12 protein-coding genes and 1 tRNA gene are annotated in these 13,135 nt (G+C 42.8%); all 13 read right to left on the reverse strand.

The window, feature by feature from the left end:
* Window positions 1–43 precede the first annotated feature (43 nt).
* Window positions 44–4,072, reverse strand: coding sequence for a DNA-directed RNA polymerase subunit beta (gene rpoB, locus AX660_RS22385; protein ID WP_068382344.1), 4,029 nt, complete (start codon window positions 4,070–4,072; stop codon window positions 44–46).
* 281 nt (window positions 4,073–4,353) lie between these two features.
* A complete protein-coding gene (gene rplL, locus AX660_RS22390) occupies window positions 4,354–4,725 on the reverse strand; it encodes a 50S ribosomal protein L7/L12 (protein WP_068382346.1) in 372 nt (123 codons plus the stop codon).
* Between the two features lie 52 nt (window positions 4,726–4,777).
* A complete protein-coding gene (rplJ, locus tag AX660_RS22395) occupies window positions 4,778–5,296 on the reverse strand; it encodes a 50S ribosomal protein L10 (RefSeq protein WP_068382348.1) in 519 nt (172 codons plus the stop codon).
* A gap of 360 nt (window positions 5,297–5,656) precedes the next feature.
* Complete coding sequence (gene rplA, locus AX660_RS22400) at window positions 5,657–6,364, reverse strand: 50S ribosomal protein L1 (protein WP_068382351.1); 708 nt, start codon at window positions 6,362–6,364, stop codon at window positions 5,657–5,659.
* A 4-nt stretch (window positions 6,365–6,368) separates the two neighbouring features.
* A complete protein-coding gene (rplK, locus tag AX660_RS22405) occupies window positions 6,369–6,797 on the reverse strand; it encodes a 50S ribosomal protein L11 (RefSeq protein ID WP_068382353.1) in 429 nt (142 codons plus the stop codon).
* 503 nt (window positions 6,798–7,300) lie between these two features.
* Window positions 7,301–7,837: a transcription termination/antitermination protein NusG gene (gene nusG / locus AX660_RS22410; RefSeq protein ID WP_068382355.1), complete on the reverse strand. Its 537-nt coding sequence runs from the start codon at window positions 7,835–7,837 to the stop codon at window positions 7,301–7,303.
* Window positions 7,838–7,840: 3 nt separating this feature from the next.
* Entirely contained in the window at window positions 7,841–8,218 is a 378-nt protein-coding gene (gene secE, locus AX660_RS22415; protein ID WP_068382357.1) for a preprotein translocase subunit SecE, read from the reverse strand.
* Window positions 8,219–8,471: 253 nt separating this feature from the next.
* A tRNA-Trp gene (locus AX660_RS22420) sits at window positions 8,472–8,547 on the reverse strand.
* Window positions 8,548–9,073: 526 nt separating this feature from the next.
* Window positions 9,074–10,564, reverse strand: coding sequence for a CoA-acylating methylmalonate-semialdehyde dehydrogenase (locus AX660_RS22425; protein WP_068382359.1), 1,491 nt, complete (start codon window positions 10,562–10,564; stop codon window positions 9,074–9,076).
* 123 nt (window positions 10,565–10,687) lie between these two features.
* Window positions 10,688–11,209: a flavin reductase gene (locus AX660_RS22430; RefSeq protein ID WP_068382361.1), complete on the reverse strand. Its 522-nt coding sequence runs from the start codon at window positions 11,207–11,209 to the stop codon at window positions 10,688–10,690.
* Window positions 11,210–11,242: 33 nt separating this feature from the next.
* Complete coding sequence (locus AX660_RS22435) at window positions 11,243–11,833, reverse strand: malonic semialdehyde reductase (RefSeq protein ID WP_068382363.1); 591 nt, start codon at window positions 11,831–11,833, stop codon at window positions 11,243–11,245.
* Window positions 11,834–11,866: 33 nt separating this feature from the next.
* Window positions 11,867–12,652 carry a pyrimidine utilization protein D gene (gene rutD, locus AX660_RS22440; protein ID WP_068382365.1) on the reverse strand — a complete coding sequence of 262 codons (786 nt, stop codon included), beginning with the start codon at window positions 12,650–12,652 and terminating at the stop codon, window positions 11,867–11,869.
* A 91-nt stretch (window positions 12,653–12,743) separates the two neighbouring features.
* Entirely contained in the window at window positions 12,744–13,127 is a 384-nt protein-coding gene (gene rutC / locus AX660_RS22445; protein ID WP_068382368.1) for a pyrimidine utilization protein C, read from the reverse strand.
* Between the last annotated feature and the right edge of the window lie 8 nt (window positions 13,128–13,135).

The raw sequence follows: 13,135 nt of genomic DNA on the forward strand, positions 1-13,135 counted from the left end.
CAACGTGCTGGACTATCCTGTCTATCAGCTCAGTAAGAGCAGTTTATTGCTCTTCTAATTCGATGTTGATACCGAGTGAGCGGATTTCTTTCAACAATACGTTGAAGGATTCCGGCATACCTGGCTCCATACGATGATCGCCATCCACAATGTTTTTATACATTTTGGTACGGCCATTCACGTCATCGGATTTAACGGTTAACATTTCTTGCAAGGTATAAGCGGCACCATAAGCTTCAAGTGCCCATACTTCCATCTCACCAAAACGTTGACCACCAAACTGTGCTTTACCACCTAACGGCTGTTGCGTTACCAAACTGTAAGAACCAGTAGAACGAGCATGCATTTTGTCGTCGACTAAGTGATTCAGTTTCAGCATGTACATGTAACCTACCGTTACAGGACGCTCAAATGCGCGACCAGTACGACCGTCAAACAAGGTGATTTGGCCACTAGTGGGCAGATCAGCAAGGGTCAACATGTGTTTGATTTCAGCTTCAGTAGCACCGTCAAATACTGGCGTCGCCATCGGTACACCTTTACGCAAGTTATTCGCTAAACGATTGATTTCGTCATCGCTGAAACTATCTAGGTCTACTTCTTGATGTGACTTACCGGCACTGTAAACTTCTTTTAAGAAGCTACGTAGCTTACTCATTTGCTCGTGTTCTTTAAGCATACGGTCGATTTTGACACCGATTCCGTTTGCCGCCATACCAAGGTGAGTTTCCAATACCTGACCAATGTTCATACGCGAAGGTACGCCCAATGGGTTCAATACGATGTCTACCGGCGTACCGTTTTCATCATATGGCATATCTTCAACTGGTTTAATGGTTGAAATAACACCTTTGTTTCCGTGACGACCGGCCATTTTATCACCAGGTTGGATATGACGTTTAACCGCCAGATATACTTTAACAATTTTAAGTACACCTGGAGCCAAGTCATCACCTTGGGTGATTTTACGACGTTTAGCTTCAAACTTAGTATCAAAGTCAGCTTTGATTTCAGAATGTTGTTCAGCAATCTGATCTAACTCAGTTTGCACATCATCATCTTTAAGGGTGATATCGAACCATTTTTCACGGGGTAGACCATCAAGTTTAGCTTGGTCAATACCGGCTCTGGTCAATACGTTTCTAGCACGTGAAAAAATACCATCGGCTAGAATATTGAATTCATCACCTAAGTCTTTTTTAACTTCACGTAATTGCATATCTTCAATTTCGCGAGCACGTTTGTCTTTTTCTACACCATCACGGGTGAATACTTGAACGTCGATAACGGTACCGTGCACACTGTTAGGTACACGTAATGAAGTATCTTTAACGTCAGAGGCTTTTTCACCGAAGATGGCTCGTAATAGTTTCTCTTCTGGCGTCAGTTGGGTTTCACCTTTAGGGGTTACTTTACCCACTAGGATGTCGCCACCTTTAACTTCAGCGCCAATATAGACAACACCTGATTCATCCAGTTTACCTAGTGCAGACTCACCAACATTGGGGATATCAGCAGAGATTTCTTCTGGCCCAAGCTTAGTATCACGAGCGATACAGCTTAGTTCTTGAATATGAATAGAGGTGAATCTGTCTTCCATCGCTACACGCTCTGAAATCAAGATTGAGTCTTCGAAGTTATAACCATTCCAAGGCATGAATGCGATACGCATATTTTGCCCTAGTGCCAACTCGCCCATATCAGTAGATGGACCATCTGCTAATACGTCGCCGGCTACAACTGGCTCACCAACATTACAATTTGGACGTTGGTTGATACAGGTGTTCTGGTTAGAACGGGTATATTTAGTTAAGTTGTAGATATCGATACCGGCTTCACCGGCTGTCATCTCTTCTTCATTAACCTTGATAACGATACGGCTTGCATCAACGTAGCTAACTGAACCACCACGTTTAGCAACAACAGTTACACCTGAGTCAACAGCAACGGTTTTTTCCATACCAGTACCAACTAAAGGCTTATCAGCACGTAAAGTAGGTACAGCTTGGCGTTGCATGTTTGAACCCATCAATGCACGGTTTGCATCATCGTGTTCTAGGAACGGAATAATACTGGCAGCGATAGATACGATCTGCTGAGGTGATACATCCATATAGGTGATATCAGAGCTCTGCATTAATGTGGTTTCACCACGGAAACGACAAGGGATCAAATCTTCAGCTAATTTACCATTTTCATCTAACACTACGTTAGCCTGAGCGATAGCAAACTGGCCTTCTTCAATGGCTGACAAATAATCGATTTCGTCAGTCACTACACCGTCAATAATTTTACGATAAGGCGTTTCTAAGAAACCAAAATCGTTAGTACGGGCGAAACTTGCCAAAGAGTTGATCAAACCGATGTTTGGACCTTCTGGCGTTTCGATAGGACATACACGACCATAGTGAGTCGGATGTACGTCACGTACTTCAAAGCCTGCACGTTCACGAGTCAAACCGCCCGGTCCTAAAGCTGAAATACGACGTTTGTGCGTCACTTCAGACAAGGGGTTGTTTTGATCCATAAACTGTGACAATTGGCTTGAGCCGAAGAACTCTTTAACCGCAGCAGAAATAGGCTTAGCATTGATCAAGTCTTGCGGCATAACCGCATCCAAGTCACCTAAACTTAAACGCTCTTTAACGGCACGTTCAACACGCACTAAACCAACACGGAATTGGTTTTCAGCCATCTCACCAACAGAACGAATACGACGGTTACCTAAATGGTCAATATCGTCAACTTCGTCTTTACCGTCACGAATAGTGATCAACTGTTTGATAACTGCAACGATATCCATTTTACTTAACGTGCCTTCACCAGTCAGTTCTTCACGTCCTAAACGACGGTTAAACTTCATGCGACCTACAGAAGATAAGTCATATCTATCTGAAGAGAAGAACAAGTTATTGAATAAGGTTTCAGCAGCATCTTTAGTCGGTGGCTCACCAGGGCGCATCATACGATAGATTTCAACTAAGGCTTCTAGCTTGTTAGTTGAACTATCGATTCTCAATGTGTCTGAGATGTAAGCACCGTGGTCCAGTTCGTTGATATAAAGCGTATCAAAACTGGTAAATCCGGCTTCTTTGATTTCTTCTAGATTTTCTAGGGTTAATTCATCGTTAGCAGTAACAATGATTTCACCTGTTTCTTTATTGACATAATCTTTTGCAAAAACACGACCCACTAAATAAGTTGCGGGTACTTCTAGCTCAGTAATACCGGCTTTTTCTAAAGCACGAGTATGACGGGCAGAAATACGACGGCCGGTTTCAACCAACACATTGCCTTTAGCATCAAGTATATCAAACTGAGCCGTTTCACCACGTAAGCGGTCTGGAACGATGTCAGATAAATATTTATCTTCGGTAATGCGAACTTGGTTTTTCTCGAAAAACAAATCAAGAACTTCTTCAGTTCCCATTTCCAATGCACGTAAAATAATAGTCGCTGGTAATTTACGACGACGATCGATACGTACAAAAAGGTTATCTTTAGGGTCAAATTCAAAGTCTAACCACGAACCACGGTATGGGATAACGCGAGCGTTATACAACACTTTACCTGATGAGTGAGTTTTGCCTTTGTCGTGATCGAAGAACACGCCTGGAGAACGGTGCAATTGCGACACAATAACGCGCTCAGTCCCGTTGATAACAAATGTACCGTTATCAGTCATAAGCGGAATTTCGCCCATGTAGACTTCTTGCTCTTTAATGTCTTTAACAGTGCCTGGTGCGGCTTCTCTGTCAAATAACACTAAACGTAACTTAACACGTAAAGGTGCAGAATAAGTAACACCACGAATTTGACATTCTTTAACGTCAAAAATGGGATCACCTAAACGGTAACTTACATATTGCAATTCAGCGTTACCAGAGTAACTTTTTATTGGGAAAACTGATCGAAATGCTGCTTCCAGTCCATGTTGACCATCGGTATCGAGGTCTATAAATTTCTTAAAAGAATCTAATTGGATTGAAAGTAGATACGGTATTTCCAATACCTGTGGGCGTTTGCCAAAATCCTTACGGATACGTTTCTTTTCGCTATAAGAGTAAACCATGGGTTCCTCAGCCTGCCGATTTTTGACCCAACTTGCTTGATAGACTTATCTAACTAAGCAAACTTCCACCATCCTTAAAGCTTGTCATCAACGCATTGACCAAATTCATTAAGAGGCTTACTTAACTTATTGGTTTTATTAATGTTTGATAACAATTTGCACTTCAAAACTAGAACCGGTATCAAAGGATGAAAATACCAAATCCTACAGCGCAAAAAGGCTGGTGATTATACAATCACCAGCCTACGCCATTTCAGGCTAATAATCTGTGTTTAGGCAGATTATTTAAGCTCAACTGTAGCACCAGCTTCTTCAAGCTCTTTCTTAAGTGCTTCAGCGTCAGCTTTAGATACGCCTTCTTTGATCGCTTTAGGAGCAGCTTCAACTAAGTCTTTAGCTTCTTTCAAGCCAAGACCAGTTGCGCCACGTACGGCTTTGATAACAGCAACTTTGTTAGCGCCGAAAGCAGTCATAACTACGTCAAATTCAGTTTGTTCTGCAGCAGCTTCAGCAGCAGCTACAGGAGCAGCAGCAGCAACAGCGGCAGTCGCAGTTACACCGAATTTTTCTTCAGCGGCAGCGATTAATTCAACTAATTCCATTACTGGCATTTCAGCAATAGCGTTTAAGATATCTTCTTTGGTTAGAGCCATTTCTCTAAACTCCTGGGGTTAATGTTAAAATTTAAAAATACAAAGAGCCAAATTATTTGGTTTCTTTGATCGCCGCCAATACACGCGCAAACTTTGAAGGCACTTCGTTGATTGTTTGAACGAACTTGCCAACAGGCGCTTTGAAGGTAGCAAGTAATCTTGCCAACGCTTCGTCGCGGGTAGGTAGAGAAGCCACTGCGTCCAATTTCTCTGGACCCAATAAACCACTACCAATAGTCAATGCGGTAACTTTAAGTTTGTTGTTAGTTTTACTAAAGTCTTTAAAAAGACGTGCTGCACCACCAGGTGCATCCATAGAAAAACCATAAATCAACGGACCAACTAAGGCACTGTCGATATCAGCAAAATTACTGTCTGCTAAAGCGCGTTTTGCAAGAGTGTTACGAATTACACGTAAATACACACCTTGTTCGCGAGCTTTAATACGCAGAGCAGTCAGTTCCCCAACGCCCATTCCACGGTATTCAGCAACGGCAACGGATAGAGCTTTAGACGCAACATCGTTTATCTCTGCTACGATCTCTTTCTTTGCTACTAAACCTAGTGCCACTGTGTTCACCTCTTAAAGTCTGAAAAATCATTTCTTTCTAATTGAAATATCATTTTCAGGATTCACAGATAGATGACCTTACTTCAAAGCATTACACTTTTGATAATATCACCGCTCTACGGTGTTCGTATCCCCAGAGAGTCTGAGTCGAAATCACCGTCTGCGCAGGCTGTTATTTTAAGTTGATTGTTGCTGCGAAAGTTCTCTTACCTCTTCCACCAATCTACGCCTGCGGTCTTGGACGGGAGTCTAAGTTTGCAAGCAAACCAGACTCCAACCCATAACCTTTACAGAGAACAAATAAGTCGATTTCAAACCCACTTATTTGCTATCCCGAACCACGTGGTTCGGGCAACCAGATTAACCTTCTTGACTAGCTTGAAGGCTACCTTGGTCGATAGCAATACCTGCGCCCATAGTGGTGCTCAAGCTTACTTTCTTAATAAATACACCTTTAGCAGATGAAGGTTTAGCACGACGAAGTGCTTCCAACAACGCGTTAAGGTTTTCTTGGATCTGTTGTGGTCCAAAAGCGATTTTGCCAATGCTTGCATGGATAATACCGTTTTTGTCGTTACGATAACGAACCTGACCCGCTTTAGCATTTCTTACTGCTGTCGCAACGTCTGGCGTTACAGTGCCGGTTTTAGGGTTAGGCATTAAGCCACGAGGACCTAAAATCTGACCTAACATACCAACAACGCGCATTGCATCAGGAGATGCAACAACTACGTCAAAATTCATTTCGCCTTTCTTAACTAATTCAGCTAAGTCTTCCATACCAACGATGTCAGCACCAGCAGCTTTAGCTGCTTCAGCGTTTGCACCTTGTGTAAATACGGCAACACGAACATCTTTACCAGTACCGTTAGGCAGTACAGTTGCACCACGTACGTTTTGATCAGATTTACGTGCATCGATACCCAAGTTAACAGATACGTCGATACTTTCAGGAAACTTAGATGTCGCTAATTCTTTCAACAAAGCAACTGCTTCATTGAAACCATATTCTTTACGTGAATCAACTTTGCTGCGTGCTAAACGCACACGTTTTGATAATTTAGCCATTGTCTTATCCTTCTACTACCAGGCCCATGCTGCGTGCAGAGCCAGCGATGGTATTAACAGCTGCGTCTAAGCTAGCTGCTGTAAGATCTGCTTCTTTCGCTTTTGCAATATCTTCTAATTGCGCGCGAGTCACCTTGCCAACTTTTTCAGTGTTAGGGCGACCAGAACCACTCTTAATGCCCGCAGCTTTTTTCAATAAATAAGAAGCTGGAGGAGTTTTAGTTTCAAAGGTAAACGAACGATCTTCATAAACTGTAATAACAACAGGAACTGGAGAACCTTTTTCCATTTCTGCAGTTTTAGCATTAAATGCCTTACAGAATTCCATGATGTTAACACCTTTTTGACCCAATGCTGGACCAACTGGTGGACTTGGGTTAGCAGCGCCTGCTGCAACCTGTAGCTTAATTAAGCCAGTGACTTTCTTTGCCATGATTCATACTCTCAAATTTGGGTTAAACGCCTCGTAATCACTGAGGATGATTACTCAATCGGCTTCCCGTTCCATAAAAAGGGTCGCAAATTATAGATGATGACATAGGGTAACACAAGTCCTATTGTTGACTTTTTAGTCTTTTATGCTTGTTAATTAAGCGTGATGATAAATGTATGAAAATGCGAAAGATATTGCTTGTACGCCGAGAATAAGCTTCCCTCTAAAAACAACAAAAACGCCTATTTGACGTTTTTAGTTTAATTTCTTCGACGCCATCCGTGGCGCAGTGTCCAGCTTAATATCCAAGTAACAATAAAGGATTTTTAACTCTTTTAAACTAAAAGAGACCGCCTAACGCAGTCTCTTCGGGCACATCCTGTGGCAAAGTCCAGCCCGACATCTCGATAACTGCTCCTGCGTTATTCTACCTTCCACCATCCATGGTGGTCGCATGTCGGTCGTTCAGCCGGTTGAAGCTTCGCTTCAAAAAGACTCCGGCTTCACCCCTTCTCCACTTGTCCGAATTCTAGTTCTACTGGTGTAGAGCGACCGAAGATAAGTACCGATACTTTTAGGCGGCTCTTTTCATAGTCAACTACTTCGACTACACCATTGAAATCAGCGAATGGACCTTCAGTGACTCTAACCACTTCACCTGGTTCAAACATAGTTTTCGGTTTAGGTTTGTCATGTGACTCTTCCAAACGATTCAAGATAGCATTAGCTTCTTTGGTAGTAATAGGAGCTGGACGGTCAGAAGTACCACCAATAAACCCTAATACTCGAGGAATACTTTTAACTAAATGCCATGAATCTTCATTCATATCCATTTGCACCAATACATAACCAGGGAAGAATTTACGTTCGCTCTTACGCTGTTGGCCAGAACGCATCTCTACCACTTCTTCAGTAGGCACTAAGATGTCTCCGAAGTGCTCTTCCATCGCATTCATTTTGATGTGTTCAACTAAGGTTTTTTTAACACGACCTTCATAGCCAGAAAATGCTTGAACTACATACCATTTTTTATCAGACATAGCTTAAATCCCTAAACCAGTAATAAACGATACCAACTCAACAATAATCCAATCAATAAAGTATATTAATAGGGCAATAACTGCGGTGGCGATCAGCACAATAATTGTTGTCTGAGTACTTTCTTGACGTGTAGGCCACACGACTTTACGCACTTCGATGCGCGCGTCTTTAGCAAAATTAATAAAAGCGCTGCCTTTTTCTGTGGTTGAGGCAATAAAACCTGCTATACCAACAGCGACAACTGCGCCTAATGCACGAATTAATACCGACACATCATCATAAATATAATCGGCTGCCACTATGCCAACTAATAAAGCCAAGGTAACCACCCATTTTACTAAATCAAATGGACTGGAATTGTTTACTGTGTTTTCGCTCATGCTAGACCCTAATTTTCATGCTATATATTTGGACTTATAAGCCGCCAGAGGCAAGGCTTATCGCCATTACTTTTTAAATGGCAGGGGTGGAGGGATTAACTCAGTTGCGTCCATGCAACTGACCGCAAGCGGCGCTTCCGCGGTTCAAATCGTTCCAGACGATTTGTCAAACCTTTGGGGGTTCTCACCCTCCACCTCTGTATACTATTTGTACCTTACAGGTAAAGTAAACTAAACCTGTATTTTAACTAAATGGCAGGGGTGGAGGGATTCGAACCCCCAGCCATCGGTTTTGGAGACCGCTGTTCTACCATTGGAACTACACCCCTAAAATCTTTTGCTATTTCGCACTTGGCGAAATGCTTAAATTCCAGTTACACCAGCCTTGGGAGATTTTAGATTTTTTTGGAAAAATTCTGAAACACTAACAAGGAGGGACGCGTATTATACTGATTAAAAGCGCTTATACAAGAATTGATCAAGGCAGGATTATTAAACAAGGCCTATTGACGAAAATGGGCGTAAATATTACGCATGTTAGTCTGGTTTAAGGGCCTAGCTAGCAAATTATTTGGGCATCATCGAACTTATAGTTTTGGTAATGCGCTATTAATATCTGCGTTTAAATAGGCATATTTAGACTTCAAATTATGGAAGAAGCTACCGCTAAATGATTGTGCTAAAAAATGCAATATACGCATTAACATACCAAAGTTCAGGTAAGTTTATAGTCCATCCACTAATCGATAAAAATTGGTGACAAGTAATTAACATAATCGGTAGAAACGATAGTAAACAGTAATTGGACCAAAAGGTATTATAAGCTTATGGTCCATAATAATTTTTAACAACTATTTAAGATGGAAAAGTAAAGCTAACTCCCTCACGAATACCACTCGACGGCCAGCGCTGAGTTATGGTTTTGCGCTTAGTATAAAAACGCACACCATCCGGTCCGTAAGCATGTAAATCACCAAATAATGAACGTTTCCAGCCCCCGAAACTGTGATACGCCACCGGAACAGGTAAAGGCACATTAATACCCACCATGCCAACCTGAATGTGGTCAGAAAAATAACGGGCAGCCTCACCATCTCGAGTGAATATGCAGGTTCCATTGCCATATTCATGCTCATCAATGAGTTGCATCGCTTGTTCCATTGTATCAACCCGCATTACTTGCAGAACAGGACCAAAGATTTCAGCTTGATAACTGTCCATGTCGGCAGTGACCCCATCTATCAGGGTAGCGCCCACAAAAAATCCATTTTCATGACCGCTAACGTTTAAATCACGGCCGTCAACTACAATTTTAGCGCCTTGCTCCTCAGCTCCAGTAATGTAAGCAATTACCTTGGCACGATGTTCGGCGGTAATTAAAGGCCCAAAATCATTGCTCGGCTTATCGTAGGGGCCAACGTTGAGATTGGTCATGGCCTTTTGCATTTTGGCGACCAAGTCGTCTGCGGCCTTTTGACCAACAGCCACCACTACAGATAGCGCCATGCAGCGCTCGCCAGAAGAGCCAAAGGCAGCGCCTAATAGCTGATTAACCGCATTATCCATGTCGGCATCGGGCATGACAATCGCGTGATTTTTAGCGCCACCAAGCGCTTGGCAACGCTTACCATTTGCACTCGCCGTTGAATAGACATACTCAGCAATAGGCGTTGATCCAACAAAACTCACCGCTTTGACGCGAGAATCAGTCAACAATAAGTCAACGGCTTCTTTATCACCATTGACCACATTTAATACCCCTTTGGGTAACCCCGCTTCACTTAGTAACTGAGCAATGTACAGTGCCGCGCTGGGATCCCGTTCAGAAGGTTTTAGTATGAAGGTATTACCACACACAATGGCCAGCGGAAACATCCACAGTGGTACCATTGCAGGAAAATTGAAGGGTGTAACGCCGGTCACAACACCGAGTGGTTGAAACTCACTCCATGAATCAATATTAGGCCCCACATTTTTACTGTGTTCACCTTTTAAAAATTGCGGCGCTCCGCAAGCAAATTCAACATTTTCAATGCCCCTTTGAATTTCACCTGCAGCATCATGACTAATCTTACCGTGCTCTTGACCGATTAGTTGTGCAATTGTTTCGGCGTGTTCTTCTAAGAGTTGTTTAAACTTAAACATAATTCGCGCGCGTTTGATAACCGGCGTATTACGCCAAGCGGGAAAAGCGGCTTGTGCACTCGTAATAGCCTCGTCGAGCGTTTGTTTTGATGCCAGTAGCACACTGTTTGCTACTGCCCCCGTTGCAGGGTTATACACATTTTGCGTGCGTTCTTGGGGTGTAGTTAACTGACCATTTATAAAGTGACCGATGATAGCCATTGAATATCCTTGCAATGTATGACTAAGAAAAAATTAAGATAGCCTTAACACAAACACAGCTGGGTGATTTGAATACAGCGAATGTTCGTGCGGCTCTGGGCGGATTAAAATAACCAGTGCAAGTTATTTTTCGAGATGATGATAAGCACGTTGGAAGTACAAAAGTGCACCTGCCTCATCATTTTGTTTAATAGCAAGTACCTCGCAGAAAAACACATCATGGGTAGCAACACTCTGCCTTGCGGTTATTTTGCAGTCAAATGAGACTGCAGCGTTTGCTAAAATCGGGGCTCCCGTGACTAACGTATCCCACTGACCTTGAGCAAAACGCTCTTCCATGGGCGCTTTACCACCAAAGACATTAGACAAGGCATCTTGACCTGCACCTAAGGTATTAATCACTAGGTTTGTTGCTTGGCTAAAACGTTGATGAACTGAGGCACCGCGGTTCAAACACACCAGCAACGTTGGGGGATTATCACTAACACTACAAACTGCCGTGGCAGTAAATCCCGCTTTTTCAGCACCTAAGTTCGTTGTTACGATATTTACTGCGCCGGGCAAACACGCCATGCCATTACGAAATGCGTCAGCCGATATGCACTTGGCAGCATCGTCCATTTTTAGATTACTTAGTGCGCTCATGCAGACTGAACTCCTTATTTTATTGGGTTGTGTTTATAGAATCTGACAAGATTGTTCAAATTCAAGACGGGGTAAACGTTTGTGTACTTTCAGACCATCGCCGTAGCCCAAGTTGATTAAAAAGTTTACTTTCCAAGTGCTATCAGCAAAAAAGAGTTCATTTAATCGTTTAGCATCAAAACCTGACATCGGCCCAGTATCTAAACCAAGCGCCCTAGCCGCGCTAATCAAATAGGCACCTTGCAAAGAACTATTGCGCATCGCGGTTTCATAAGCCGCTTCAGGGCTGGAAGTAAACCAACTTTTAGCATCCGCATAAGGAAACAGCATGGGTAAGTGCTCGTAAAATGTTTCATCATAGGCCACGATCACGGTGCACGGCGCTGTCATAGTTTTTTCTAAGTTACCGCTCGACAATGCAGGCTTTAGCTTTTCTCTGCCTTCATCGGAGGTAATAAATACAAAACGAGCTGGACAACAATTTGCAGAGGTAGGCCCAAGCTTAACTAAATCGTAAAGCTGATGAATTAGCGATTCAGGAATAGCTTTGTCTTGCCAGCTTACGTGGGTATGGGCTTCACTAAAAAGCTGTTCAAGTGATGATGTATCTAATGGTGTTGTCATAATGTTTATCTAATCAGGTGCAATAATCTGCGTTTACGCCACAGAAAATCGACCTAGTTGCTCCAATAATAATGAATTAAAAGTTTCAGGGGTGGTAATGCTTGACGCATGACCACCGTAATCAAATAAGGTTAAGGTCGCCGCCGGTAGTTTGTTTGCCAACCACTGGGAGCGCTGCCAAGGCACTAACATGTCATCTTTGTTGGCAACAACCAATGTAGGAACGTGAAATTCACGTAGCTGTGCCTCATTATCAAACTGACTTAAAGCACTGATCCGCGCTAACAAATTTGTTTTGTCAGGAAAGTGTCTCAAAGCAAGCTGTTCTTCCTTTTGCATTAAATCAATATTGTTTACGATCCAATCTGGCGGATACAAAAGCAGGGCTTGGGTCTGCAGATAAATTTCTGCAGAACAACTCTCTAATATCGCCTTTCTTATATTGAAGCAACGTAAGGTATGCGGATTGGGGCTACTCCACGCATTTATCAGCACCAAAGATTGCAATAATGCTGGACGGTCTACGGCTAGCTGCATACCCACTAAACCACCTAGGGCATGTCCAACAAAATGGCATAGGTTAATATCGAGTGAATCAAGTAATTCTGATAATTCATTACTCATATGCTGTATGGAATAATCTTTGGGCAAGGCTGCAGGACTGCGACCGGTGCCGAGCTGATCATAAACAATAACCTGATAATCAGTACTCAAGGCAGCGAGTTGTTTATGCCAAAAATGGGCGGAGCCGCCCAAACCAGAGCTTAAAACAACCGTAGCCGCCTTAGTTTTTTTAGCAGGTAGCACTTCAAAATACATAAACTACCTCATAATGCATCAAGCCAGCACATGGCCTAATAAGCAAGGCACCCACTAACTTGAAAATTAATTTCACACTTGTCACCTTGGGCTAAGCAATATGCGCAATGCTGGCAATTTCCACCAAGGCATCAGGTTTAACTAAACCACACTGAATGCAATACCGAGCAGGTTTTTCACCAGGAAAATACTCTGCATATACTTTATTCAAGGCTGGATAGTCGTCCCAGTTAGTCAGCATAATAGTGTTAAACGTAACATCATCCATCGTGCCTCCAGCAGCTTCTACCACTCCTTTAATCGTCTCTAATACATGACGAGTTTGCGCTTCTGCATCGCCTACATGTACCACGTTATTGTCTTTATCAAAGGCCAAAGTACCTGAAACATACAGGATATTGTCAGCCATTGAGCCTGGGACATAGGGCGCTAAAGGCTTGCCTGTACCTGGGGGGATAATCGATTTTTTAGTCATGCTGTTTC

This window comes from Paraglaciecola hydrolytica (assembly GCF_001565895.1).
Lineage (GTDB): Bacteria > Pseudomonadota > Gammaproteobacteria > Enterobacterales > Alteromonadaceae > Paraglaciecola > Paraglaciecola hydrolytica.

Excerpts from the sequence above, each read along its gene's own strand:
- rpoB (WP_068382344.1), bottom strand. The coding sequence starts at position 4,072 with ATGGTTTACTCTTATAGCGAAAAGAAACGTATCCGTAAGGATTTTGGC.
- rplL (WP_068382346.1), bottom strand. The coding sequence starts at position 4,725 with ATGGCTCTAACCAAAGAAGATATCTTAAACGCTATTGCTGAAATGCCA.
- rplA (WP_068382351.1), bottom strand. The coding sequence starts at position 6,364 with ATGGCTAAATTATCAAAACGTGTGCGTTTAGCACGCAGCAAAGTTGAT.
- rplK (WP_068382353.1), bottom strand. The coding sequence starts at position 6,797 with ATGGCAAAGAAAGTCACTGGCTTAATTAAGCTACAGGTTGCAGCAGGC.
- nusG (WP_068382355.1), bottom strand. The coding sequence starts at position 7,837 with ATGTCTGATAAAAAATGGTATGTAGTTCAAGCATTTTCTGGCTATGAA.
- secE (WP_068382357.1), bottom strand. The coding sequence starts at position 8,218 with ATGAGCGAAAACACAGTAAACAATTCCAGTCCATTTGATTTAGTAAAA.
- AX660_RS22425 (WP_068382359.1), bottom strand. The coding sequence starts at position 10,564 with ATGGCTATCATCGGTCACTTTATAAATGGTCAGTTAACTACACCCCAA.
- AX660_RS22430 (WP_068382361.1), bottom strand. The coding sequence starts at position 11,209 with ATGAGCGCACTAAGTAATCTAAAAATGGACGATGCTGCCAAGTGCATA.
- AX660_RS22435 (WP_068382363.1), bottom strand. The coding sequence starts at position 11,833 with ATGACAACACCATTAGATACATCATCACTTGAACAGCTTTTTAGTGAA.
- rutD (WP_068382365.1), bottom strand. The coding sequence starts at position 12,652 with ATGTATTTTGAAGTGCTACCTGCTAAAAAAACTAAGGCGGCTACGGTT.
- rutC (WP_068382368.1), bottom strand. The coding sequence starts at position 13,127 with ATGACTAAAAAATCGATTATCCCCCCAGGTACAGGCAAGCCTTTAGCG.